Raw genomic sequence first — 23,394 nt, 5'->3', positions numbered from 1 at the left:
CAGTATGAATGAAGATAGAGACAGGCTGAGGTGACAGACATGCGACCCAAACAACAGGTAACGAAACTGCCGGTTTACCAGCCGGGCAAACCGATCGACGAAGTGAAAAGGGAGCTTGGCTTGACTCATGTGATCAAGCTGGCTTCCAACGAAAATCCGTTCGGATTTTCGCCTAAAGCCAAAGAAGCGATTTTGGCTGACCTTGACAACTTGACGCTGTATCCGGACGGAGCCGGAGCGGAGGTTACCCGGGCGGTTGCCGATCATTATGGCGTTCAGGCGGACCAGCTTATTTTCGGAGCCGGATCGGACGATGTCATCCTTATGATCGCCCGCGCTTATCTCGTTCCCGGAGACGAGACGATCATGGCGACCCACACGTTTCCCCAATACAAACATAACGCGGAGATCGAAGGCGCGGTTTCGGTTGAGGTTCCTTTAATAGAAGGAAAACACGATCTGGACGAAATGCTTCGCCGTGTCAATGAGCGCACGAAAATCATCTGGATCTGCAACCCCAACAATCCGACCGGAACGATTGTAACGAGGGAAGAGCTGGAAGCCTTTATGGCCAAAGTGCCTTCCGATATTATGGTGGCCCTCGACGAGGCTTACTATGAATATACGACCGATGAGGCGTATCCGGACAGTCTGGAACTGCTGAACACCTATCCGAATATCGTGATCCTCCGCACGTTCTCGAAAATTTACGGGCTCGCTTCCCTGCGGATCGGTTACGGCATCGGTCACCCGGATGTGATCCGTACGATTAATCAGGTACGGGAACCGTTTAATACGACCCGCTTGGCTCAAGCGGCCGCGGCTGCCGCTATCCGCGACCAGGATTTTGTGGATAAGTGCCGCAGGCTCAACCGGGAAGGGATCGGGTATCTGCTCGGTGAGTTCCGGAGACTGGAGCTTTCTTCGTATCCGGCGCACGGCAACTTTATTCTGGTGGACATCGGCCGTCCTTCCGGTCCGGTATTTGACGAGCTGCTTCGTCACGGCATCATCGTCCGCAGCGGGGAGAAACTTGATTTCCCGACCATGCTGAGAGTAACGGTGGGCAGCAGAGAGCAGAACGAAGCATTCGTTCGTGCGCTTGAGCTTGTGCTACACGGAGCTGTTCAAGAATCATAATACGTATAGGAAAAGGTTATTAAACATGACTACAATCTCAATTTTCGGCGTCGGACTGATTGGCGGCTCCCTCGCTCTGTGCTTCAAAGGCAAACCGGACATTACGGTAATTGGGCACTCCAATAACCCGACGTCGGTAGAAAATATGGTGAAAAGACGCATCGTGGACGAAGGAACGACCTCGATGCAGGCGGCGGCCGAAGCCGCCGATATCATTTTTCTTTGCGTGCCCGTCGGGGCGCTGGAATCGTATCTCGAACGGTTAAAGCAGTTTTCCTTAAAAAAAGGCTGCATTATAACGGATGTGGGCAGCACGAAGCTGTCCGTCGTACAGTGTGCGGAGAAACTGGGCTTCACGGACGCTTATTTCATCGGCGGTCATCCAATGGCCGGTTCGGAGCGTTCCGGCATGGAAGCGGCCTCTTCGCATTTGTTCGAGAACGCATTCTACGTTCTGACACCGGGAACTGACACGCCGGTTGCTGAAGTCGAGCGTCTGGCCGAACTTCTTGCGTATACGCAAGCCCAGATCATCCGAGTGGACGCACGCGAACACGACGATATCGTGGGAGCCATCTCGCACCTGCCGCACATGATTGCAGTCGCGCTCGTTAACCAGATCCGGACGTACAACGACACGAATGAGCTTTACAAAAATCTGGCGGCCGGCGGTTTCCGCGATATTACGCGCATCGCTTCCAGCGATCCGTTTATATGGCGGGATATCCTTATCAACAACCGCACGGTCCTGCTGAAGCTTCTGGACGACTGGGATCAGCAGATCTCGGTGTTCCGCGAGCTGCTTGAGAAGGAAGACGGAGAAGGCATCCAGAAGCAGTTCGAAGTAGCGGGGACATTCCGCAAGCAGGTTCCCGACCGCCGGAAAGGCATGCTCACCCCGCTGTATGACATTTATGCGGATATTCCCGACCATCCGGGAATGATCGGGCAAATCGCTACGCTGCTCGGTAAACACCGGCTTAATCTGAGCAACCTGCAGATTATCGAAAGCCGTCTCGACGTACCGGGCGTGCTTCGTCTGTCATTCCGGGACCAGGAGACCGCGGACAGAGCGTCGGCACTGCTCAGCGAGCAATTTTCCATCCACGTATAGATCGTGCTCTTCTCACGGAGCCTGCTAAGTCTCTTTCCGATGTCACAGATGCCTTTTAAGGAGCTGTGCGGGTCGGGAAGAGACTTTTTTAATGAGTGCCGGCAGCCTTCAAAAACTTTTTCGTAAACGTTTTCAAAAAAGCATTGACTTTTTGTAAACGGATTCATATAATAAAAGTACAGTATGGTTTCTCTCCACTCCTATCCGATAATCGCACATTGTGCAGCCGCCTCGTAGAGGTGGTTTTTTTTTTGTCTTTTTTCGTTATTGCCGCGGGGACGGAGAAAATTTTACAGCTCTATACAATATTTGTTATAGTGAGTACATGTTGTGCTTCGATTGATGGAAGTTAGCCCGCAGACCGCGCAACTTTTTGGTTCCCGCCCGGTATAAGCTTGTAAACCGAAGCGGGGAACCCGAACGTACTGTGCAGGAGGGGTGCACGTAATGACGGATACCCAATTGATTCGTGAAGTGAAGGATGGAAATGTAGGGAAATACAACGAGCTGATGCAGCGTTATGAGCGCAAAATTTTCGTCTTTATTTATCATATGCTCAAAAGTGCCCAGCTTGAGCTGATGGCTGAAGATTTGTGCAACGAAACCTTTTACAAAGCATACCGGAGCTTGAGTTCGTTCCGTGAAGCCGAGGCGTCCTTCTCTACCTGGCTGTATACGATCGCACGTAACACCGTGCTGAGTGAAATGCGCAAACACAAAATCGTTAAGATATCGCTGGACAATTGCGGACATACCCCTCAAACTTCGTTTGAATCGCTTCCCGAGCAGACCGTCATCCGGAAGGAGAAAGTCTCCATGGTCCGGATTGCGATCAACAGTCTGCCGGAGAAGCAAAGATCGGCTCTTATCCTGAGAGAATACGATCAGCTGGATTACCAGGAGATCGCATCCATTTTGGGACAAACCGTCAGTTCGGTCAAGTCCTTGTTGTTTCGGGCCCGAGCCAGCGTAAAGCTGCAGCTGGAGCCTTATTACAACACGGATAGCTGGCTCGAAGAATGCGAGGGGATGGCGCGTAGATGAAATGTGAGGACGTTCAGGAATGGCTGATTGAATACATAGACGGTACGGCCAGCGATCTTAGGCGCCAGGCCGTCCGGGTCCATGCGGACAGCTGCAAGCATTGCTCGGCTCAGTTCAATGCCTGGCAGGAGTGCCGGGATCTGATCCGCTTATCGCTGCGTACCGATACGCCTGTCCCGCGCGTATCGATCGCGGATTCGGTGATGCAGCGGATCGGCGCTTACGAGCCGTGGCGTTATCCGGCGCAGGCAGGGGGCCCGGGAAGCTCCGGACGCGGGCGCAAATATCGAAGCGCGGGCCGTTTGGCGGCCTCGTTCTGCCTGCTGCTTTTCGTAGGCGTCCTGCTGTGCCTCTCTCTGAACTCGTCTCCCGATTTCCTGGGGAAGGGGTTAAGCTCGGCTTATGAGCATGCCTACGCCGCATCGCCGGGGACGGAAGCGGCCTCCGCGATGAACGGCCGTACGATGAAGCAGGCTGTTGCGGGTCTCAACGTTTCGGCTGTGATGCCAACCAGGAGCACGTTTGCTTTGCCGCCCTACGTACATCATCTCATCGCGCTGTCGCTGATCGGTTTATTTGTGAGTTTTCTATTCCGTGCCTGGATCGGACGCGGGAAACAATAAAAGAAAAGTACCCGCCAGCTCTTACGGAGCTGGCTTGTTTATGGAGGAGATAAGATTGACCACGATCGGATTAGTCCGGCACGGAAGCACCGAGTGGAACCTTTTGGGCAAAATACAAGGGGCGCTCGACACGGAGCTTACCGAAGAGGGAAGAGAACAGGCACGCAAGCTGGGTGAACGTCTTCGCGGAGAAGCGTGGGACGGCATTATCAGCAGTGATTTGAAACGCGCCAGGGAAAGCGCGGAGCTGATCAGCGAACGATCGGGAATTCCGATCGCCGGAACGGACAAGAGGCTCAGGGAGAAAGGCTTCGGGCAGGTAGAGGGGACGACGCTGCAGGAACGGATCGACCGCTGGGGTCCGGACTGGCTGCGGCTGGAGCTTGGCGGAGAGACGGACGAGCAGGTCCGCAGCCGCTGGCTTTCGTTCTACGGGGATTTATGCGTGAATTATCCCAGCGGGCGGATGCTTATCGTCAGCCATGGCGCATTTATCGGACGGGCGCTCGAAACGATGAAACTGGAACGTCCGGACGACCCGCTTACGAACGCATCTTTGACGATTGTACGCCAAGGTACGGCATTGTGGGAATGCACCCTGTATAATTGTACGGAGCATTTAATCGTATAAGCAGTTGAACCTGGAAAAGCATGTCTGCCGGAAGGCGGATGTGCTTTTTTTTGCGTGGAAGGTTTAATTCAGGGAATTATTCCCATACTGGTTAGTACCAACAAGTATACGGCTAACTAGAAGATTGCGGTCGGTAAGACGGCGGACAGGAATCGTGAAGGGAGGTGGCGGACTTGAATCTGGCCGATATGCTCAGTTACGCGGATATCCATGATCTCAACCGGATTGCGGATACGTATGCCTGCGAATGCAACATGCACTCCAAGAACGAACTGATCCAGTCTATATTGACTACGGTCAGCCGCAGAGACATTTTCGAGCAAAGGGTAGACGCGCTGACGATGGAAGATATCCGGTTTTTGAACACCTTGTTGTTTGAAGACCGGGGGTTATTCAGTCTGGAGGAGCTCGTTGCCCGCGTGCAGCAGGCCAAGTTTCTGAAGGAAGAGAAGGAAAACTCCAACCCGCGCGACACGATCTCGAAATTCAAAAAGCACGGCTGGCTGTTTCATGGCTATTCCCAGCAGACGAAGTATCTTTTCCAAGTGCCTCATGATTTGAAGCGGCGTTTCGGCGATGTGCTCACCCGCAATTACAAAAGCCGCCTTACCTACACGGACGATCCGGCCGTCTACCGCGACGAACATACCCTGATGGCTGACGATGTGCTTCAGCTTATGCGGTATGTCAGAGACCATGAAGTGCTGCTGACCCATGAAGACGTCATGTACAAGCGGCAGCTGTCTCAAATACTGGGCGTCATGGCGGTTAAGGAAGAGCTTGTAGGCAAGACGGCATGGAGATTCGGTTACGGACGCAAGTTCAAGGAATATCCGAACCGGTTTTCGCTGATCTACGATTACTGCTTTTTCGAGGGGCTTCTCCAGGAAAAAGGCGGACTGCTGCTCCCGACGGAGAAAGGGGCGGAAATGACGGCCGCCGGGATAAAGCCGGGCCAGGACGAACTGTATCGCTTCTGGCTCCGTCTTTACAAAGGCCCCGTCTACAACCTCCAGTCCATCGTACAGTGGACGGCCCGGCTGGCCGACAACTGGGTGACGACCGCATCGCTGGCGGAAGTGCTGTGTCCGTTGATCCGGCCGTTTTACTACGATTCGCCGGAATCGATTTTCGAACAGCGGATTATCGGGATGATGATGCATCTGGGACTGCTTGCCGTCGGGGAAGAAGAACATGCCGGGGCCGTGGTCCGCATGAGCCCTCTGGGCGGCAAAACAATCGCAGGCAATCAGATTGCCGACGAAGACAAAATCGATTTGAAAGAATAGCTCCGTCGATCTGCGGGGCCGCCCTCAGCGGACCGCCGCGTTGACGGCCTCTCCTCCCTCCATCTATGATGAGGAAAAATCCAGAGGAGTGAGCTGTGCCATGCTGCATCCTTTTAAAGGTTTATTTCCCGCTATCGCGTCTACGGTCTACATCGCCCCCGGCGCACAAATTATCGGAGACGTATCCGTCGGTGAAAATTCCACCGTTTGGTTCAATGCCGTCCTGAGAGGAGATTTGGCTCCGATTCGGATCGGGAACCGGTGCAATATTCAAGACGGATGCATCGGACACGTCAACAAGGACAAGCCGCTGATTGTAGAAGACGACGTTTCCGTCGGTCATGGTGCCCTTATTCATGGCTGCCGTATAGGCAGGGGCACATTAATCGGAATGGGGGCGATCGTACTAAACGGCGCCGAGATCGGTGAATATGCTTTAGTAGGGGCAGGTTCTCTCGTTACTGAAGGTACGCATCTTCCGGCTTATACGCTGTCGCTGGGAACACCGGCCAAAGTTGTGCGGGAATTAACACCAGAGGATCTCGAACGGATGAAACGCACGACGGATAACTATGTAAGCAAGGGAAGAGAGTACCGGATGGAACCAGGGAAGTAATACAATCCTATCGCTGCTCTGCATTGTGCGGACGATACCTGGAGGTAGATCCCTATGGGAAGAATGAATGTTTCAAATGAAGCGCTGTTGGGTCTGATCGCTGAATTGGTAATGGACGACGCCATGCGGAAATATAAAGAGAACCATCTCTATCAACAGATTGACAGCGCTCTAGCCGAGGGTGATGAAGCTACTTTTCTAGCGCTTACCGCCGAACTCAAATCCATCCAATCCCCCGGCTAGGCTGACCGTCTCCCGTATTGTCGCAAAGTTTATGAAAAAAGGACGGCCGCAACCGCGGCATGTCCCGTCATTATCCTCTCTTTCTTGCAGGCCATCCGGGCGGATGGGGTCTGCGGAAGGAGGGGGTTTTTTGAGTTCCGCGGGTTATACGATTGTAAAAAGGGTACCCTCCGTTTGTCCCGGTATGGTAAAGTAGCTCTAGTGATCGGAAGGGGAGAGTAAGATGAAGTTTAGCGAAATTACGGAAAAAGACTGGACGGATCTGCAGCCGTACCTGGACACCTGCCTACTTCCCGTTACGGGCCTGGACGGCGCGGAGCAGCCCTGGGAAGCGGGAGACGCCCTGGAAAGCCTCAGGGACGTGCTGGACGTGCTGGAGATTCCTTACAAAGGAAGAGTGGTTACCTACCCGGCTCTCCATTACTGTACTGGGGAAGATGCGGACCGCGAATACGTGGAGCGTACCTGCGCACAGGCAAGGAAGGTCGGTTTCGCCTATGTCGTCGTGGTAACCGCCCATCCGGAGATTGGAGCCTGGCAGCTGCAAAATGCGGATCTGATCGTGTACGTTTCCCCCGAAGCGCTGCAGTTTCCCGGACAGGAAGCGAAGAAAGCGATAGGGGAACGGATCGAGCAGCTCTGGTATGCAAAAAAATCAGAAGAGATTCGTTAGAATTCGAAAATTTGGTAAAGATAAAAAGGATGGCGTGTTTCCCGGAGGAAATTGTGACAATTTTGTTAAATTCACAAGATAACCCGAGAAGGCACTCCCTTGACCTTGCGGCTACATCCTTGACGCCCCAAAGGTCGTAGGATATTATTAGTAATGTCCTAGTCTATGAAGTGTAAGATAATGTCGAACGACACGTGATATAGGTTCGATTTGTCATGCGACAAATTGAATGGCTTAGGGGGGTAGCACGCGAAATGAGTGAACGCAACAATTCGAATGAGCACCATGGCAAAAAGCCAGTAGTACGGCGTCAAATGTCCCGCCGCCAGTTTCTTTCGTACACGCTCGGCGGTACCACTGCTTTCATGGCGGCCGGTATGGTAGCTCCAATGCTGAGATTCGCGGTGGATCCGGTGCTTCAGCCGAAGAAGGCTTCGGATTGGATCAAAGTAGTTGAAGAAAGCAAAATTACGAATGAGCCCAAATCATTCACGTTCCAGGTCCATCAGGTGGACGGCTGGTACGAAAGCGATGTGGAACTTACCGCATGGATCACCAAGGGTCAAGACGGCAAAATCTTCGCTTTGAACCCGACATGCAAGCACTTGGGTTGTACGGTTAACTGGAACAACAATCCGGAGTACAAAAACCAGTATTTTTGCCCATGCCACGGCGCGCACTATACCGCTGACGGCAAAAACCTTGCGGTAGCTCCAGCTCCGCTGGACGAATACGACGTAAAAATCGATAAAGGATTCGTCTATCTGGGACAGCTGCACGCTAACACAAGGGCGAAATAAGGAGGGCGTAACGATCAGATGTTTAAAAATATGTACAACTGGATCGACGAACGTCTAGATATCACGCCGATCTGGAGGGACGTAGCCGATCACGAGGTTCCTGAACACGTCAATCCGGCTCACCATTTTTCCGCTTTCGTTTATTGTTTCGGCGGTCTGACGTTCTTTGTCACTGTAATTCAAATTTTGTCCGGCATGTTCCTGACGATGTATTATACACCGGACATTATCAACGCTTATGCAAGCGTTGACTATTTGCAGCACCAGGTCGCATTCGGCGTTATCGTGCGCGGTATGCACCACTGGGGAGCATCCCTTGTTATCGTTATGATGCTGTTACATACGCTCCGCGTTTTCTTCACGGGCTCCTACAAAGCGCCTCGTGAAATGAACTGGGTCGTCGGTATGCTGATTTTCTTTGTTATGCTGGGTCTTGGATTTACCGGTTACCTGCTTCCTTGGGATAACAAAGCCTACTATGCTACGCAAGTAGGGATCAAGATCGCGGCATCGATTCCTTTCCTGGGTCAATATGTTCAAACGTTCCTGCAGGGTGGAGATATTGTAGGTGCGCAGACGCTGACGAGATTCTTCGCGCTTCACGTGTTCTTCCTACCTGCAGCTCTCCTCGCATTACTGGCCGGACACTTCTTGATGATTCGCAGGCAGGGGATTTCCGGACCGCTATAAAATGAAAGGAGGGTACTTAAGTGGCTCACGGACAAAAAGATGGCGAGAAAGTCGTATATGTAGGCGACTCTCGTGTTAAGAAAACAGTAAAAAACACCGTACCTCCGGATTATTCGTCTTATCCGGGTAAATCCGAAGCGTTCATTCCGAACTTTCTATTGAAAGAATGGATGGTTGCCGTTGTATTTCTGGTCGGTGTATTGTGTCTGGTTATTTCAGAACCGGCGCCGCTCGGCTACCCGGCTGATCCTAAGAACACGGCCTTTATTCCGATTCCGGACTGGTACTTCTTGTTTATGTACCAACTGCTGAAATATCCGTATACATCGGATCAATATGTAGTTTTCGGTACGCTGATCGTACCCGGACTGATGTTCGGCGGACTTCTTCTGGCTCCGTTCCTGGATACAGGTAAAGAGCGCCGTTTCTACAGACGCCCGATCGCTTCTTCTCTGGCGCTTCTGACGTTAATCGCTTCCGCATACTTGACGTATACCTCCTGGCATCATTACCAGCTGGAATTGAAAGCGAGTAACACGATTCCGGAGCACATCAAGCGTGAAGAAGAAATGAAAGAGAAGAAAGCAGCTGGCGGAGCCGCTTCCGGCGGTGGCGGACAGCAGCAGAAAGCGGCAGGCATCGTCGCCGCAGACGATCCGGCCATGGAGATTTACAAGAAAGCGACTTGCGTATCTTGTCATGGCGGCGACCTGAAAGGGATGCCGAACAACGGAATCCCGGCACTTCGCGGTGTGGGCGACAAGCATGATAAGGAACAAATCATGAACATCATCAAGAACGGCCAGGGGGCTATGCAGCCTCAATACAAGGACAATATCGCCAAAGGGCTGACCGATGCCGATTTGGACAAACTGTCTGACTGGCTCGCAAAACAAAAGAAAGCCCAATAAGCAAGTCTAAAAACCTGACCGTATGCAGACGGTCAGGTTTTTTTGTAAAATGAAAAATGTACGCAAGAGATCCGTTAGCCGGATTTCCGAGGGGAGCAGAAGGATGACAAAGAATGCCACCCTGCATCAGGCGCTTACTCTCTTGAGAAGCCGGCCTATGCTTTGGCTGCTGTTTTGGATTAATGCTTTAGGAACGGTATACGGCTACTATTGGTATAAATATCAGCTGATAGATACGTATGATTTTGAGCCTCTCTGGTATCTGCCTTTTGTCCCGGACAGCCCGACGGCAAGCCTGTTTTTTACGCTTACCCTTCTTTATCTGTTAAGCGACGAACGGACGAACGGAGTCGGATTGGGGAAACGGTCGCTGCTGCGGGGATTTATCGAAGCGTTCGGACTTGTGACTTCCTTCAAGTACGGGATCTGGGCCGTAGCCATGATCTGGTCAGGCTATGCGCTGGGAGATCCGATCGCCTGGCAGGATTGGATGCTTACCCTTTCTCATCTGGGTATGGCGGTTGAGGCGCTTTTATTCGCGTCGGTAATGACCTACTCGGTTCCTGCCTTGATTCTGGTAGCCGTTTGGGTGTTCGCGAACGACTTTATGGACTACACGAGAGGAATTTTCCCCAGACTTTCCGAGGTTCTCATGCCACATCTGGATACGATCCAGTGGTTTACGATCGGTTTAAGCGCTGCGGGCATTCTTGTGGCGCTTGCTTGGCTGCCTTATCAAAAACACCGGCAACGCAAGGTCTAAATGTGGACATCCCTCCATATGATGTGGTAGGAGGGATGTCCACATGTTGTTTAGATCTTGCAGGCGGATCATCGGATTGCTCGGAGCATGGGCAATCTTCACTTCGGTAGCAACCGGATGCGCGCCCGCTCCGAAAGAAGCGGTTCCCGCGGCATCGATGACTCCGGTTCAAATGAAGACGGCTGAATCCTTGAATGAAGCCGCGGAACAGCTGTACAAGCTGTCGGAGCAGGGGAAAACGACCGAAGCCAGAATCGAACTGGAGCAGCTCGGAGATCTTGCGACGAAGCTGACGTATGACGGTTCGATTACGATAGAAGGTTTGCACGCTCTGACGGAAACGATCACGGAGGCGAAGAAAACCTATGCCTCTGTTTCTTTTTCCCTGGATGAAGCGCGCTTTGCCGCCGCAAAAATAAGACTGGCCGCCGACGCGCTGACCCACCGGGGACAGCCGATGTGGCTTCAGTACTACAAGCTGATCAAAGATGATCTGAAGCGGATCGACACGAACGTGGCGGCCCGCAAAAAACTTGAAGCTTTACTGGACTATAACAAGCTGTACCGGCATATGTCGACGATTCGTCCGGCGCTGCTTATCAGCCGTGCTCCCGCGGAAGTGGAGAAGCTGGATTCCCTGCTCGTGTTCATGAGAAAGGAACTGTCCGCGCCCGCTCCCGACAAGGCGAATGTGCTTCGAGCCTCGGAGGAGTTCGGGAAAACGATCGACGGGATATTCGGCCGTTCCGACCGCGAAGCTTTTCTGCCGCTGCCCGACACGCAGGAACCCGTTTTCTGGTCGCTCGGAGTCGGAGCGTTCATCATCGGCGTCCTGCTGTTTGCCGGCTGGAGGATGTTCCGGCTGAAGCCCGGTTACGACACCGTCCGGGACAAAAATAAAGAAGGCTTCTAGTCAACCTTGAAGCCTTCTCCCAGTACTTCGTGCACTTCATTGATAATGATGAATGCGGTAGGATCAATGGATTTGACCAGTTCCTTAAGCCGCCGCATTTCCTGCCGGTAGACTACGCAGTAGACCACTTCTTTCTCTTGCCGGGAGAAAGCTCCCTTGGCCGGGAAAAGGGTGACCCCCCGGTCCAATTCCTTTTGAATCATCTGTGAGACTTGTTCCGCATCATTGGTAATGATCGTAAATGCTTTGGCGGAATGCGAGCCCTCCGTGATGTAGTCGATCATTTTGGAGCCGATAAACACGCTGACCAGTGAGTAGAGTACTTTTTCCTTCGGTATGTAGAGTAAAGACGTCCCGATAACGATGAGGTCGATCAGCAGGATGACCTGCCCGACGCTCCAGCCCTTCCACTTGTTGCCGAGCTGGGCAAGAATATCCGATCCCCCGGTCGTCCCCCCGAAACGAAATACGATGCCGAGTCCAAGGCCTATCGTAAAGCCCGCATATAATGCGGCAAGCAAATAATCCTGCTTGGTGATGAAGGGGATAATCCATCCTTTGCCGATCATGATTTCCATAACCCATAAGAAAAACGACGAAGAAAGAGAGCCGAAAATCGTATAGACCATAGCTTTGGAGCCGAAATGTCTCCATCCCAAGTAAAAGAGCGGCACATTCAGAACGAGCGTCGTTGCGGAAGGCGGAAGCTGGAAAATATAGTGCAGAAGCAGCGAGATGCCCGTTAGTCCGCCTTCCATAAGCTCATTGGGAATGACAAAATAATGCACCCCGAACGAAAAGATGGCGGTTCCGAATGCGATCGGCAAAAACTGCTTCAAATACGGCATTGTCTTATCTTTTAATGCCAGGGCCATGATTGTTTCCTCCTTCCCGGTCTTGCCACTAATCACCAATCCTATTGTAATGAAATTCGGGTCCGTTGTCATCCGGGTCCCCGCGGGAACATAGCTTTCCCTGCCACTCATAAGGAAAAACAGGCCGTTCGGTTCTTTGGCCTGTTTTTTTTTTGCATGGGAAGAAAAACCGTTAGTAAAATTCTTTTTTGCGATATTTACCCACAAATCCGGCCAATCCGAGCAGACCTATAAAGCCCAGCCAGTCCCAGTCGGGATCGTCCCTCCTTGCGGAGTCGGATACTTTGGAATCGAACTGCATCAGATTGACGTTATATGGTTTGGACGGAGGGTAATCGCCCGGCTTAGGAGTCGGATCCAGCGGAGGCTGGGGCAAACTGGTGCCTACGCCGCCGTTAGAATACTCAGACGGATCGGCCGTTCCGGTGGACCCGCTGATGCCGGACTTGACCGGCTGAGTTCCGTAGGATGAGGGCTGATTACCGGGATAACCGAGCGTTCCGGGTTCTCCCTTTATGCCCCGCTCAGCGGATTGCGCGATGCAGGTGCCGCATACGGATAAGAGCATCATTGCGCAGAGCGAAAAACTGTACAGCCGTTTCATCTGAATCCCGCCTTCTTGTATGACTTCGCTTGCTGCTTATCTTTGGTTTTCCCTGTAGTCTGAATGTCATACAAGGAAAGTGTTGTCCGAAAATCGAAAATTGCAATAAAAACGAGTCTATAATAAGATGTTGGTAAGATTTAAGTTAGGCTGGAAAGAAAGAGAGGCCCCTTTTTATGGCGGAACGTTCAATGAAGGATCTGCAGCAGGAAGTGGATACATACATATCGCAGTTTAAAGAAGGCTATTTCAGTCCTCTTGCCATGCTGGCCAGAATGTCCGAGGAAGTCGGGGAATTGGCCAGGGAAGTCAATCACCAGTTCGGGGAAAAGCCTAAAAAAGCAACCGAAGAAGAAAATTCGATAGAACTGGAGCTCGGTGACATTTTATTTATCACCATCTGCTTCGCCAATTCACTGGGGATTGATTTAACGGAAGCGCACGATAAAGTGATGAAGAAGTTCAACACCCGGGATGCGGACAGGTGGACGAAAATAAACACCGATTCCGACTAAACCTCATATGCTGTACCATCCCCGGCTCTTTTGCGGGCGGAAGGAGGATGGACGGATGGACGGGGAACACGAAATTCAGAAGGCTTACGAGGCTATTCTGAACAATGATTTTGAAGAAGCGATCACTTGGTTCGAAAAGGCGGTTTTATCGGAGCCAGGCAACGCTTCTTATCATTATAAGCTTTCGATTACGTACGCCAGGAGCGGAAAGCTCGCGAAAGCGATCGAGCATGCGGTCGACGCTTACGGACTGGAGCCCGAAAGCGAAGCTTATGAGTATCATCTCACTACACTGAAAGCCAAAGCACTGATTGCGGAAGCGGACAAGTGTCTGGACCAAAGCAAGGATAGGGAGCAGCTTAAAACCGCGATCGTTCTGCTGAAGCAGGCGGCTGCCCTGGATCCCCTCAGTGCCGAGGCCTGCTTGAAGCTTGCAGCCGCTTACGCGGGTGTAAGCGACTTTGATCTGGCCGTACATGCGGCCGAAGAGGCCATACGCCTTGAACCGCTGAATAAGGCAGCCGCGGAACTGCTGGATGAGTACCGCAGGAAGCTGCGCCAGTATTTGAAACCTTAAACACTGCACAAGATAAGAAAGGGCGGTATATGTGATGACTCAGGAAGTAATTAAAGTAGCGGTTGCCGGAGCAAGCGGACGGATGGGCCGTGAAGTAGTAAAAATGGTGCTCGGAGATTCTTCATTAAAGCTGGTGGCTGCCGTTGACCGGTCCTCCGGTCCGGTAGACGCGGCTTCTCTGGTGGGCCTTCCGGATTGCGGCGTAAAAATGTCCAACGATCTGGAACTGGCTATGGTTGAAGGCAAAGCGGACGTTCTGGTTGACTTCACCGGGCCTCAGAGCGCTTTCGCCAATACGGCGCTGGCTATCCGTCACGGCGTAAGACCGGTAATCGGAACGACGGGTTTTACGACACGGGATATCGAAGAGTTGGACAAACAATGCAAGGAGAAAAAAATCGGCGGACTGATCGCTCCCAATTTCTCCATCGGCGCTATTTTGATGATGAAATTCGCTTCCCAGGCGGCAAAATATTTTCCTCATCTGGAAATTATCGAATATCACGGGGACCAGAAGCTTGATGCTCCTTCGGGCACTTCCGTCAAAACAGCGGAACTGATCTCCAAAAACCGGGAAGAATTCCGGCAAGGTAATCCGAAGGAAGAGGAACAGCTTGAAGGAGCGCGCGGAGCTTATTATAACGGCTTCCGTATCCACAGTGTCCGGCTTCCGGGTGTTTTTGCCCAGCAGGAGGTTATTATGGGCGCATACGGAGAATCGCTTAAAATCCGTCATGATTCTTACGAGCGGGCGGCTTACATGCCAGGCGTCAATACGGCCGTGCATAAAGTGATGACTTATGAAGGCATGATCTACGGGTTCGAGCATTTTATCGACTGATTGGCTGAATTTCTCATTCCCGCATGCGGACTACCTACTATCCTTTTTTTTCATGCTCCTCTACGAAACATACATATCAGCAGGCCCCCTGAAGGCAGGGAAGGGAGAGTTTACAAGTGAGCTTAAATATTGCCTTAATCGCCCACGACCGCAAGAAAGACGAGATGGTCAATTTCGTAACCGCCTATGAAAAGGTGTTCGATGGGAACCGGCTTTTCGCAACCGGAACTACGGGACAACGGATTATGGAAAATACAAGTTTGACGATCCACCGGTTTATGTCAGGCCCCCTAGGCGGGGATCAGCAGATCGGTGCGATGGTAGCTCAAAACGAGATGGATCTCATTATTTTCCTCCGGGATCCTTTGATGGCCCAGCCTCATGAACCGGATATCATCGCTCTGCTCCGTTTATCCGACGTAATGGGCATCCCCGTCGCCACGAATATCGCTACCGCGGAGCTTCTTGTCCGCGCTCTGGACAGAGGGGATTTCGCGTGGCGGGAGCTTGTCCACAAGTACAAGCCGGGTGAAGCGTAATGCAGACCGTCGATATCCTTGTATTCGGAGCGCATGCGGATGATGCGGAGATCGGAATGGGCGGTACCATTCTGAAGCACACAAAAGCGGGTTATACCGTAGGCTTGTGCGATCTGACCCGGTCCGAAATGTCTTCGAACGGAACGCCTGAAAACCGGCTGGAAGAAGCGAACAAGGCCGCGGAAGCGATGGGGATTGTGCTCCGTTCCAATCTGGGCCTTCCCGACCGGGGCTTATCACCCGGCTCGAAGGATCAGATTGACGCGATAACGAAGGAAATCCGGCTGAGAAAACCGAAAATCGTGTTTGCGCCTTACTGGGAAGACCGTCATCCCGATCATATCGCGTGCTCGCATCTGGTCCAGGAAGCGGTTTTCAACGCCAAACTCAGACGGTATTTGCCTGAAACCGAAGCTTTTCAAGTCGATAGCCTTTTCTTTTATTTCATAAACGATACGGTTGACCCGGACATCGTTGTGGATGTTTCGGACACATACCCCGGCAAGAAAGAAGTGTTACAAGCTTACCGTTCCCAATTCACGCCTCCTCAGGTCGGGGAAGACATCGTGCTGACGCCTCTGAACCGGAATTACGTGGAACGCGTGGAAGCAAGAGACGCGCTGCTGGGACAGAAGCGGATGATGGCTTACGCGGAAGGATTTATGTCCAAGCTGCCCGTTGCACTTCAATACTTTCTGCCCAAGAAAGGAACCTGAGCATGAACGACAAGCTCAAAATCGGAATCACGTGCTACCCTACGCTGGGAGGTTCCGGAGTGGTTGCGACAGAACTCGGCAAGCTGCTCGCGGAAAAAGGCCACGAGGTCCACTTTATTACGCACAGCATGCCTTTCCGGCTGGGTAAATTTCATAGAAACATCTATTATCACGAGGTAGAGGTCAGCGATTATTACGTTTTCCGCTACCCTCCATACGATTTGTCCCTCGCGAGCAAGCTTGCGCAGGTCGCTCAGATGCAGAAGCTGGATCTTCTGCACGTTCATTACGCGATTCCTCATGCCGTTTGTGCGCTGCTGGCCAAGCAGATGGTAGGCCCGGATCTGAAAGTCGTTACGACCCTTCACGGGACGGATATTACGGTACTTGCCCAAGATCAGTCCATCAGCGATCTGATCCGGTACGCCATTAACGAGAGCGATGCGGTTACGGCCGTATCCAATGATCTCATCGCGGAAACGAGAGAAACGCTCGATATTTCCAGGGACATCGATTTGACCTATAATTTTGTGGACAAGCGGGTCTATTACCCGCGTGACGTGAAGTCGCTGCGGAAGGAATTCGCCCGGGACGACGAGAAAATTTTGCTGCATATTTCGAATTTCCGGCCGGTCAAAAGGGTCACGGACGTCGTCGATATTTTCAAGCGCGTCAGCGAAAAAATTCCGAGCCGCCTTCTTTTTGTAGGCGAAGGACCGGAGCTGTCCAAAGTGATTTCGTACGTGAAAGAACTGGGCCTTAGCGACCGGGTCAAATTTTGCGGCAAACAAGATGATGTGGCGCAGCTTATTTCCCTGGGTGACGTTATGCTTCTGCCTTCGGAAAAAGAAAGCTTCGGGCTTGTCGCTCTGGAAGCGATGGCCTGCGGCGTGCCGACAGTCGGTTCGATAGCGGGCGGCATTCCCGAACTCGTAACGCACGGGGAGACCGGCTTTCTGGCGGAAATCGGCGATACCGAGAAAATGGCGGAGTATGCGGTCGAGCTGCTCCGTGATCCGCAGGCGTACGAAAAAATGTCGGCCGCATGCCTGAACCGCGCCCGCACGACGTTCTGCAACGACTGGATCACGATGCAATACGAGGAAATTTATTACCGGGTTCTCGGAAAAGAACTGCCTCCGTCGCACCGGGTGGACAAACAAGCTTGCGCGGAAAGCTAAGCGTGTTCCGGTAACGGAAGGAAGAGTACATACCATGGAAGAGAAAAACCGGACCATGATCGAGGAAGGGCGCCGTGTGCTCGAGAAGCTGCGGTCCCGGCGGCATGAGGCTTATTTCGTCGGCGGGTTTGTCAGGGATTACGTCCTGGGACGGCCCGTAAAAGACGTGGATATCGCAACTTCGGCCAAACCCGAAGAAGTGATGGAAGCCTTCCCCAAGACGGTGCCTACAGGGCTTCAGCACGGCACGGTAACCGTTCTTACGGGGGCTTACAGTTTTGAAGTGACAACCTTCCGGAAGGAAACGGAATACGAGGGATTCCGCAGGCCGGCGGAGGTCGAATATATTACGGACTTGGAAGAAGATTTGAAAAGGCGCGACTTTACGATGAACGCCATGGCCATGGACGCGGATGGAAGCCTGATCGATCCGTTCGAAGGGCGGAGCGATATGGACAGAGGCGTTCTGAGATGCGTTGGGGAGGCGTCCGAGCGTTTCGGGGAGGACGCCTTGAGGATGCTGCGCTGCATCCGTTTCACGGCCGAATACGGCCTCTGCATCGAAGAGGCCACGTGGCAGGCTCTGCTGCGGCAGGCCCCTCTGCTGCGTCACATCGCGATGGAGCGCGTACGCGCGGAGCTCCAGCGCATGGTGGGCGGCGCGGACCCGGCCCGCGCCGCGGAACTGCTCCTCGCGAGCGGGCTGTGGCGGCACGCCAAGACTCCGCTCGCGCTGCCCTTCGCCGCATGGGGACATCCCCATGCGCGGGCGGTCATCGCCCATCTGTCCTCTGTCCCTGCGGAAGAGGACAGATGGGCGGTTTTGCTGCTGCTGATCGGTTCGCAGCAGCTTGACGCCGTCAGAGCGGAGCTGCGCGCTCTGACGTTCCCCGGCGAGGATATCGCGCGTTTGACGCGCATCCTCGCCATGCATGCGCTTCTTCAGCGTGATGATGCTGAAGAAGCGGCGGTACAGCCGCGGGCGGACGCTCCGGCGTCCGCGGTGGGTTGCGCAGCCGCGCGGTTTAAGCTTGCCGTGCTTGCTCACGGCAAGGAAGCGGCGCGCGGCTGGCTGCGCGCGGCGGGGCTGCTGAGCGCCGCGTGGCGGCAGCAGGCCGGCGCGGGAGCCGCTTCACCCGAGGGGAGCGAGCGTCCGGTGCAAGAAGCCCTGCCGTCCGCGAATGTCGTAGAGTCGGCCCCGGCGCTGAAAGGTGAGCCCCACGACCTTGCAGCTTCATCCGCGGGAACCGGACGCCCCGGGCAACAGGGCCTGCCGTCCGCGAATGCCGCGGAGTCGGCCCCGGCGCTGAAAGGTGAGCCCCACGACCTTGCAGCTTCACCCGCGGGAACCGGACGCCCCGGGCAAGAGGGCCTGCCGTCCGCGACTGCCGCGGAGTCGTGCTCTGCGCTGAAAGATGAGCCCCACGACCTTGCAGCTTCACCCGTGAAAACCGGACGTCCCGGGCAAGACGCTCCTCCATCCACAACTCCCGCTATACCTGACTCGGCGCCGCCTAGCCGCGCACCGGGCCCGGAAGAAGCTTCCGGGCACCTTTCCACGGATCCAGAAACAGATGCAGCGGCCGGTGAAGCAGGACTGGATAAGCTTTTCCGCTTTATGGCGGGCGAAGCTGTCCTTTACCTGGATAACGGTGAATCCTGGATACGCGAAATGCCGGTCCATGGGATTAAAGATCTCGCCGTCGGGGGTACCGATTTGATGGCGAGAAGCGGACAAAAAGCGGGACCCTGGATAGGCGAGACGCTGAATATGCTTCTGGAGCGGGTTGCCCTGGGTCTTTTGGAAAACACCAAAGAAATCTTAATGACGGAAGCTTTCCGTCCTACAGAAATGCGAGATGAATGATTCATGGCGGTACGCGAGCGAATTGTAGACTTGTTCCGGAGCAATCCGGGCGTATATTTGTCCGGCGAGCAAATCAGCCGGGAGTTGGGCTGCAGCCGGACAGCCGTCTGGAAACATATCGAAAGCCTCCGGCAGGACGGGTTTCAGTTCGAAGCCGTCACCCGGAAAGGCTACCGTCTGATTGATGAGCCGGACAAGCTCCAGGCAGCTCTTATCGACGAAGCTTTGCAGACCCGTCTCATGGGCAGGCATATCGAAGTCCGCGAAGCGGTAGATTCCACTATGAATGAAGCACACAGGCTTGTCGCGGAAGGTGCCGGAGAAGGAACGCTGATTTTTGCCGAAGAACAGACCTCAGGACGGGGCCGGATGGGCAGGCACTGGCACTCGCCGAAAGGGCAGGGTATCTGGATGAGCCTGATCCTGAAGCCGCGCGTACCGGTTTACTTCGTTCCGCAGCTTACCCTGCTTACCGCGGTAGCTCTTTGCAGGGCCATCCGCCGGGAGTGCGGCGTCGAAGTCGGGATCAAGTGGCCCAATGATCTTCTCGTTAAAGGCCGCAAAGTAAGCGGGATTCTGCTTGAAATGAGCGGGGAAGACGAACGGCTGAAATATGTGATCGTCGGTGTCGGCATTACGGCGAATCTGACGGAAACCGATTTCCCGGAAGAGTTGAAGCCGGTTGCCACTTCACTTGCCCTGGAAGCGGGCTCGCCCATCCGGCGGGAAGCGATGATTGCTGCTTTTCTGAATGAGCTGGAGCAGCTGTACGACCTGTATCTGGAAAGCGGATTCGCTCCGATCCGGATCATGTGGGAAGCGATGAGCGTCTCGCTGAATTGCCCCATCCGGGTCAAAACGAGCGAGGGAACGCTGGAAGGACGGGCGGATTCGCTCGATGACAGCGGGGCGCTGACCGTGCTTACAGACGACGGCCGAAAAGTTAAAATTTACAGCGGCGATGTCGAATTACGCTAAACCGTCTGTTCAAAAGAACAGGTTTTTGTTATACTGTCACCGTAAGGCGGTATCTTCGGAACTGCACTTATACGGTTAACGCTTTAGACAATTGCATAAAGTACGTTTGTGTGTTTTCTGATTCTGCTCTGAGCCTGAAGGACCGAGACAGAAGGATCATACGATTCACGATTCTTTGACTATGCGCCCTTTCAGTCTGTTTGCTGAAGGGTTTTTTTGATGCTTAGAACCCGGTCAAGGCTTGGACGGAAGCACGGTTTTATTTTTTCCACATTAAAAAAGAAAGCGTGGGATTGACATGGCGCAAGAGCGCAAACCGATGACGACTGTCAAGCTGCAAAAAATGAAAGCGAGCAAGGAGCCCATTTCGATGGTGACGGCCTACGACTATTTGACGGCCAAACTGGCGGACGAAGCGGGAGTAGACATGATTCTGGTGGGAGATTCCCTTGGAAATGTGATTCAAGGCCACGAGTCCACTCTGCCCGTCACGCTGGACGAAATGATTTATCATGCCAAAACGGTAACGCGTGCCGTGAAAACGGCTTTTGTCGTAACGGACCTGCCGTTCATGACGTATCACGGAAGCCTGGATACGACGCTGCAGAACGCGGGACGGATCATGCGCGAAGGGCTGTCCAAAGGCGTCAAGCTGGAGGGCGGCGCGGAAATCGCCCATGCGGTTAAAGCATTGACTCAGGCGGGTGTTCCCGTCGTCGGCCATCTCGGACTGACGCCTCAATCGGTTCACGTGCTCGGCGGGTACCGCGTACAGGGCAAAAATTCCGAGCAGGCCCGCAAACTGATGGAAGACGCCAAAGCGCTGGAAGAAGCGGGCGCAATCGCGATCGTACTGGAATTGGTAACGGAAGAACTGGCCGAATGGATCACAAGCAAGCTGTCCATCCCGACGATCGGTATCGGTGCTGGCGCTTCCTGTGACGGTCAGGTTCTCGTTTTTCACGATATGCTCGGTTACGAGCCGGATGCTCCGGCCAAAAAATTCGTAAAAGCTTATGCCCAGGTCGGTCTGGCCATACGCGAAGGGATCGGGCAGTATGTGGCGGAAGTGAAGGGCCGCAAGTTCCCCGCCGAACAGCACAGCTTTAAAGGAGACAACGAAGTTCTCCAGTATTTGTACGGAACGGCCGTTAAATAAACGGTTATCCTACCTTTAGTCCCGAAGGAGAGAGAGACGTTGGAAGTTATTCAAAGCATAGCCTTGCTTCGCAGTACGCTGGAACAGAAAAAATCCGAGATCGGGGCGGTTCTCAAAGCCCCGGTCGGCTTTGTGCCTACGATGGGTTACCTTCACGAAGGGCATTTGAGTCTGATAAAAGCGGCCCGCGAAGCGAGCGAAATCGTCGTGCTCAGCATTTTCGTCAACCCGCTTCAGTTTGGTCCAACCGAAGATCTGGACCGTTATCCGCGGGATACGGAGCGGGACCTGAAGCTGGCGGAAGAAGCCGGCGTGGACATCGTGTTTCTGCCTCAGGTCGAAGAAATGTACCCGGGACCGGTCAAAACGACCGTTTCCGTATCGGGCATCACTTCGGTACTCTGCGGCGCTTCCCGTCCCGTGCACTTCGACGGGGTGACAACGGTCGTGGCCAAGCTGTTCAATATCGTTCAGCCCGATAAAGCTTTCTTCGGACTTAAGGATGCGCAGCAGGTTGCCGTCGTTTCGCAAATGGTCCAGGACTTGAACATGAACGTGGACATTGTGGCATGCCCCATTCTGCGCGAAGAAGACGGGCTTGCGATGAGCTCCCGGAACGTATTCCTCAGCAGGGACGAACGCGAGCAGGCACTCGTTCTGAGCCGCTCTTTGCGATCTGCCGAAGCCTGGGCGCGGAAGCACGCTTCTTTCCGGGCGGAAGATCTCCGCGGCGCCGTAAAGGCCGTCATCGAAGAAGCTCCTCTCGCCGAAATCGATTACGTAGAGGTTTTGACGTACCCGCAGCTGGAGCGTCCGGAAGCGGTAAAAGCAGGGGAACCCTCACAGCTTATCGTCGCGCTGGCGGTCAAATTCGGCGCCACGCGGCTTATCGACAACACTATTTTAACCCTGGGGAAGTGATCGCATGTTCAGAACCATGATGAAAGCCAAAATTCACCGTGCGACGGTGACCGAGGCGAATCTTAATTATATCGGAAGCATTACGATCGACGAGGATCTGCTGGATCAGGTGGATATGCTGCCCAACGAGAAGGTCCAGATCGTGAACAACAACAACGGGGCCCGCCTGGAAACGTATATTATACCGGGTCCGCGCGGAACGGGTGTTATCTGCCTTAACGGTGCCGCGGCGCGGCTCGTGCAGACGGGAGACACGGTTATCATCATTTCTTACGCGATGATGACGGAAGAAGAGGCGCGGCGCCACAAGCCGACCGTAGCGATCATGGGAGAGAACAATAAAGTGGCCCAACTGTTAAAAGAGGAAATGCATGCAACCGTACTGTAACGTCTGGCACCCTTAAAGAACTTGTATGAAAACACCTCCGGCAACGCAGAATGAGTGTACGACAGCAAAGCCGAAGGTGGGGGATGCGCAGTGTTCAAACATTTGTTCGCCACGATGAATGAAGTGTTGGATGAAATTCTGCTTCAGTTGCCGAATGCGAAAGGCGCGTTAAAAGCGGAGCTTGAAGATGAGCTTGCAGCCCTGAAGGCCATTAGTGACGATTGTATCGAGCACTGGCTCCTCTTTGAGGAGAAGCTTGGAAAAACCCTGTCCGTCGAAAACGCGTCCGTCCCGTCTATGTCAGCCCCTGTACCCGATCCGCAGAAGCAGCCCGACTTGCCGCTGTCTGCCGAAGCCGATCAGCCTAACCAGGCCGAGGGGAGGGAAGCGGCGGAGTTTGTCCGCGGACAGGGATTTTATATGCTTTTTATGTATGAGCAGGCGACCCGGGAATTCGAGGCTCTGCTTGCGCGAGAACCGGACTTTTTACTTGCGAGAGCTTATCTCGCCATGGGTTATCTGCGCCAGGGAGACACGGCGGAAGCCGCCCGGCACTTCACCCTTCTTTTGGCACTTACCGAAAATAAACAGATGAAAGCCATCTCTTACAACGCGATGGGCTGCATCCAATTTCAGAACCGGAATCTGGAACAGGCGCTTGAGTATTTCAAAAAAGCTTACCATGCCGATCCGGATTGTCTGGAGCTTTTTTCCGCATCGAACGAATAAGAAGAAATAAGAACGGATGATCTCTTTATTTGCGGAATCGACAAACTAACTTCC

28 protein-coding genes are annotated in these 23,394 nt (G+C 53.5%); 26 read left to right on the top strand and 2 right to left on the bottom strand.

The features are described 5' to 3' along the window. The first annotated feature begins 39 nt into the window (after positions 1-39). From hisC to C4S74_RS09500, 14 genes are all read left to right on the top strand, one after another. Entirely contained in the window at positions 40-1,140 is a 1,101-nt protein-coding gene (gene hisC / locus C4S74_RS09565) for a histidinol-phosphate transaminase (protein WP_103995104.1), read from the top strand. Positions 1,141-1,165: 25 nt separating this feature from the next. Beyond that, a complete protein-coding gene (locus C4S74_RS09560) occupies positions 1,166-2,254 on the top strand; it encodes a prephenate dehydrogenase (protein ID WP_103995103.1) in 1,089 nt (362 codons plus the stop codon). Between the two features lie 447 nt (positions 2,255-2,701). Further along, a complete protein-coding gene (locus tag C4S74_RS09555) occupies positions 2,702-3,298 on the top strand; it encodes an RNA polymerase sigma factor (protein WP_103995102.1) in 597 nt (198 codons plus the stop codon). After that, entirely contained in the window at positions 3,295-3,921 is a 627-nt protein-coding gene (locus tag C4S74_RS09550; protein WP_103995101.1) for an anti-sigma factor, read from the top strand. Before C4S74_RS09555 ends, C4S74_RS09550 begins: the two co-directional genes overlap by 4 nt. Before the next feature lie 40 nt (positions 3,922-3,961). Further along, complete coding sequence (locus C4S74_RS09545; protein ID WP_181024369.1) at positions 3,962-4,552, top strand: histidine phosphatase family protein; 591 nt, start codon at positions 3,962-3,964, stop codon at positions 4,550-4,552. A gap of 173 nt (positions 4,553-4,725) precedes the next feature. After that, positions 4,726-5,841 carry a hypothetical protein gene (locus tag C4S74_RS09540; protein WP_103995099.1) on the top strand — a complete coding sequence of 372 codons (1,116 nt, stop codon included), beginning with the start codon at positions 4,726-4,728 and terminating at the stop codon, positions 5,839-5,841. 100 nt (positions 5,842-5,941) lie between these two features. After that, the gene (locus C4S74_RS09535; protein WP_103995098.1) at positions 5,942-6,457 is read left to right on the top strand and encodes a gamma carbonic anhydrase family protein; all 516 of its coding nucleotides are present in this window, start codon (positions 5,942-5,944) and stop codon (positions 6,455-6,457) included. A gap of 54 nt (positions 6,458-6,511) precedes the next feature. After that, positions 6,512-6,700 carry an IDEAL domain-containing protein gene (locus tag C4S74_RS09530; RefSeq protein WP_009675494.1) on the top strand — a complete coding sequence of 63 codons (189 nt, stop codon included), beginning with the start codon at positions 6,512-6,514 and terminating at the stop codon, positions 6,698-6,700. 223 nt (positions 6,701-6,923) lie between these two features. Continuing rightward, positions 6,924-7,373 (top strand): DUF2487 family protein, encoded by a 450-nt coding sequence (locus C4S74_RS09525; RefSeq protein ID WP_103995097.1) that lies wholly within the window; start codon positions 6,924-6,926, stop codon positions 7,371-7,373. A gap of 254 nt (positions 7,374-7,627) precedes the next feature. After that, the gene (locus tag C4S74_RS09520; RefSeq protein WP_103995096.1) at positions 7,628-8,173 is read left to right on the top strand and encodes a ubiquinol-cytochrome c reductase iron-sulfur subunit; all 546 of its coding nucleotides are present in this window, start codon (positions 7,628-7,630) and stop codon (positions 8,171-8,173) included. An 18-nt stretch (positions 8,174-8,191) separates the two neighbouring features. Beyond that, positions 8,192-8,863, top strand: a complete 672-nt coding sequence (gene qcrB / locus C4S74_RS09515; protein WP_009675629.1) for a menaquinol-cytochrome c reductase cytochrome b subunit — start codon at positions 8,192-8,194, stop codon at positions 8,861-8,863. 20 nt (positions 8,864-8,883) lie between these two features. Then, positions 8,884-9,774 carry a menaquinol-cytochrome c reductase cytochrome b/c subunit gene (locus tag C4S74_RS09510; protein WP_103995095.1) on the top strand — a complete coding sequence of 297 codons (891 nt, stop codon included), beginning with the start codon at positions 8,884-8,886 and terminating at the stop codon, positions 9,772-9,774. Between the two features lie 103 nt (positions 9,775-9,877). Then, positions 9,878-10,537 carry a DUF1405 domain-containing protein gene (locus C4S74_RS09505; RefSeq protein WP_103995094.1) on the top strand — a complete coding sequence of 220 codons (660 nt, stop codon included), beginning with the start codon at positions 9,878-9,880 and terminating at the stop codon, positions 10,535-10,537. Between the two features lie 43 nt (positions 10,538-10,580). Next, entirely contained in the window at positions 10,581-11,450 is an 870-nt protein-coding gene (locus C4S74_RS09500; protein WP_103995093.1) for a sporulation protein YpjB, read from the top strand. On the opposite strand, the gene C4S74_RS09495 is transcribed toward C4S74_RS09500, so the two are convergent. Both C4S74_RS09495 and C4S74_RS09490 read right to left on the bottom strand, forming a co-directional pair. Further along, entirely contained in the window at positions 11,447-12,325 is an 879-nt protein-coding gene (locus tag C4S74_RS09495; protein WP_103995092.1) for a YitT family protein, read from the bottom strand. The two genes, C4S74_RS09500 and C4S74_RS09495, sit on opposite strands and share 4 nt — an antisense overlap. Before the next feature lie 172 nt (positions 12,326-12,497). Then, the gene (locus C4S74_RS09490) at positions 12,498-12,929 is read right to left on the bottom strand and encodes a WGxxGxxG family protein (RefSeq protein WP_103995091.1); all 432 of its coding nucleotides are present in this window, start codon (positions 12,927-12,929) and stop codon (positions 12,498-12,500) included. A gap of 176 nt (positions 12,930-13,105) precedes the next feature. Between C4S74_RS09490 and C4S74_RS09485 the strand changes: the two genes are divergently transcribed. The 12 genes from C4S74_RS09485 to C4S74_RS09430 all read left to right on the top strand — a co-directional run bounded on the left by C4S74_RS09485 (position 13,106) and on the right by C4S74_RS09430 (position 23,340). After that, positions 13,106-13,444, top strand: a complete 339-nt coding sequence (locus C4S74_RS09485) for a nucleotide pyrophosphohydrolase (RefSeq protein WP_103995090.1) — start codon at positions 13,106-13,108, stop codon at positions 13,442-13,444. A gap of 55 nt (positions 13,445-13,499) precedes the next feature. Further along, the gene (locus C4S74_RS09480) at positions 13,500-14,021 is read left to right on the top strand and encodes a lipopolysaccharide assembly protein LapB (RefSeq protein WP_103995089.1); all 522 of its coding nucleotides are present in this window, start codon (positions 13,500-13,502) and stop codon (positions 14,019-14,021) included. Positions 14,022-14,055: 34 nt separating this feature from the next. Further along, positions 14,056-14,862 carry a 4-hydroxy-tetrahydrodipicolinate reductase gene (gene dapB / locus C4S74_RS09475; RefSeq protein ID WP_103995088.1) on the top strand — a complete coding sequence of 269 codons (807 nt, stop codon included), beginning with the start codon at positions 14,056-14,058 and terminating at the stop codon, positions 14,860-14,862. Between the two features lie 116 nt (positions 14,863-14,978). Continuing rightward, a complete protein-coding gene (locus tag C4S74_RS09470) occupies positions 14,979-15,401 on the top strand; it encodes a methylglyoxal synthase (protein ID WP_103995087.1) in 423 nt (140 codons plus the stop codon). Then, positions 15,401-16,117, top strand: a complete 717-nt coding sequence (gene bshB1, locus C4S74_RS09465) for a bacillithiol biosynthesis deacetylase BshB1 (RefSeq protein WP_103995086.1) — start codon at positions 15,401-15,403, stop codon at positions 16,115-16,117. The genes C4S74_RS09470 and bshB1 overlap by 1 nt, the downstream gene beginning before the upstream one ends. A 2-nt stretch (positions 16,118-16,119) precedes the next feature. Continuing rightward, positions 16,120-17,298: an N-acetyl-alpha-D-glucosaminyl L-malate synthase BshA gene (gene bshA / locus C4S74_RS09460; RefSeq protein WP_103995085.1), complete on the top strand. Its 1,179-nt coding sequence runs from the start codon at positions 16,120-16,122 to the stop codon at positions 17,296-17,298. Positions 17,299-17,332: 34 nt separating this feature from the next. After that, entirely contained in the window at positions 17,333-19,165 is a 1,833-nt protein-coding gene (locus C4S74_RS26970) for a CCA tRNA nucleotidyltransferase (protein ID WP_258042442.1), read from the top strand. Positions 19,166-19,168: 3 nt separating this feature from the next. Next, positions 19,169-20,143 carry a biotin--[acetyl-CoA-carboxylase] ligase gene (locus C4S74_RS09450; RefSeq protein WP_103995084.1) on the top strand — a complete coding sequence of 325 codons (975 nt, stop codon included), beginning with the start codon at positions 19,169-19,171 and terminating at the stop codon, positions 20,141-20,143. 298 nt (positions 20,144-20,441) lie between these two features. After that, the gene (panB, locus tag C4S74_RS09445; RefSeq protein WP_103995083.1) at positions 20,442-21,302 is read left to right on the top strand and encodes a 3-methyl-2-oxobutanoate hydroxymethyltransferase; all 861 of its coding nucleotides are present in this window, start codon (positions 20,442-20,444) and stop codon (positions 21,300-21,302) included. Between the two features lie 39 nt (positions 21,303-21,341). Then, on the top strand, positions 21,342-22,223 hold the full coding sequence (gene panC / locus C4S74_RS09440; protein ID WP_103995082.1) for a pantoate--beta-alanine ligase: 882 nt from the start codon (positions 21,342-21,344) through the stop codon (positions 22,221-22,223). A 4-nt stretch (positions 22,224-22,227) separates the two neighbouring features. Further along, positions 22,228-22,611 carry an aspartate 1-decarboxylase gene (panD, locus tag C4S74_RS09435; protein WP_009675514.1) on the top strand — a complete coding sequence of 128 codons (384 nt, stop codon included), beginning with the start codon at positions 22,228-22,230 and terminating at the stop codon, positions 22,609-22,611. Between the two features lie 90 nt (positions 22,612-22,701). After that, a complete protein-coding gene (locus C4S74_RS09430; protein ID WP_103995081.1) occupies positions 22,702-23,340 on the top strand; it encodes a tetratricopeptide repeat protein in 639 nt (212 codons plus the stop codon). Positions 23,341-23,394 lie beyond the last annotated feature (54 nt).

This window comes from Paenibacillus sp. UNC499MF, from assembly GCF_900107975.1.
Lineage (GTDB): Bacteria > Bacillota > Bacilli > Paenibacillales > NBRC-103111 > Paenibacillus_F.
This window is presented reverse-complemented; position numbering and strand designations above follow the sequence as displayed.

Coding starts and splice junctions, on each gene's coding strand:
- hisC (WP_103995104.1), top strand. CDS start 40: ATGCGACCCAAACAACAGGTAACGAAACTGCCGGTTTACCAGCCGGGC.
- C4S74_RS09560 (WP_103995103.1), top strand. CDS start 1,166: ATGACTACAATCTCAATTTTCGGCGTCGGACTGATTGGCGGCTCCCTC.
- C4S74_RS09555 (WP_103995102.1), top strand. CDS start 2,702: ATGACGGATACCCAATTGATTCGTGAAGTGAAGGATGGAAATGTAGGG.
- C4S74_RS09550 (WP_103995101.1), top strand. CDS start 3,295: ATGAAATGTGAGGACGTTCAGGAATGGCTGATTGAATACATAGACGGT.
- C4S74_RS09545 (WP_181024369.1), top strand. CDS start 3,962: ATGGAGGAGATAAGATTGACCACGATCGGATTAGTCCGGCACGGAAGC.
- C4S74_RS09535 (WP_103995098.1), top strand. CDS start 5,942: ATGCTGCATCCTTTTAAAGGTTTATTTCCCGCTATCGCGTCTACGGTC.
- C4S74_RS09530 (WP_009675494.1), top strand. CDS start 6,512: ATGGGAAGAATGAATGTTTCAAATGAAGCGCTGTTGGGTCTGATCGCT.
- C4S74_RS09525 (WP_103995097.1), top strand. CDS start 6,924: ATGAAGTTTAGCGAAATTACGGAAAAAGACTGGACGGATCTGCAGCCG.
- C4S74_RS09520 (WP_103995096.1), top strand. CDS start 7,628: ATGAGTGAACGCAACAATTCGAATGAGCACCATGGCAAAAAGCCAGTA.
- qcrB (WP_009675629.1), top strand. CDS start 8,192: ATGTTTAAAAATATGTACAACTGGATCGACGAACGTCTAGATATCACG.
- C4S74_RS09505 (WP_103995094.1), top strand. CDS start 9,878: ATGACAAAGAATGCCACCCTGCATCAGGCGCTTACTCTCTTGAGAAGC.
- C4S74_RS09500 (WP_103995093.1), top strand. CDS start 10,581: ATGTTGTTTAGATCTTGCAGGCGGATCATCGGATTGCTCGGAGCATGG.
- C4S74_RS09495 (WP_103995092.1), bottom strand. CDS start 12,325: ATGGCCCTGGCATTAAAAGATAAGACAATGCCGTATTTGAAGCAGTTT.
- C4S74_RS09490 (WP_103995091.1), bottom strand. CDS start 12,929: ATGAAACGGCTGTACAGTTTTTCGCTCTGCGCAATGATGCTCTTATCC.
- C4S74_RS09485 (WP_103995090.1), top strand. CDS start 13,106: ATGGCGGAACGTTCAATGAAGGATCTGCAGCAGGAAGTGGATACATAC.
- C4S74_RS09480 (WP_103995089.1), top strand. CDS start 13,500: ATGGACGGGGAACACGAAATTCAGAAGGCTTACGAGGCTATTCTGAAC.
- dapB (WP_103995088.1), top strand. CDS start 14,056: ATGACTCAGGAAGTAATTAAAGTAGCGGTTGCCGGAGCAAGCGGACGG.
- bshB1 (WP_103995086.1), top strand. CDS start 15,401: ATGCAGACCGTCGATATCCTTGTATTCGGAGCGCATGCGGATGATGCG.
- bshA (WP_103995085.1), top strand. CDS start 16,120: ATGAACGACAAGCTCAAAATCGGAATCACGTGCTACCCTACGCTGGGA.
- C4S74_RS26970 (WP_258042442.1), top strand. CDS start 17,333: ATGGAAGAGAAAAACCGGACCATGATCGAGGAAGGGCGCCGTGTGCTC.
- C4S74_RS09450 (WP_103995084.1), top strand. CDS start 19,169: ATGGCGGTACGCGAGCGAATTGTAGACTTGTTCCGGAGCAATCCGGGC.
- panB (WP_103995083.1), top strand. CDS start 20,442: ATGGCGCAAGAGCGCAAACCGATGACGACTGTCAAGCTGCAAAAAATG.
- panD (WP_009675514.1), top strand. CDS start 22,228: ATGTTCAGAACCATGATGAAAGCCAAAATTCACCGTGCGACGGTGACC.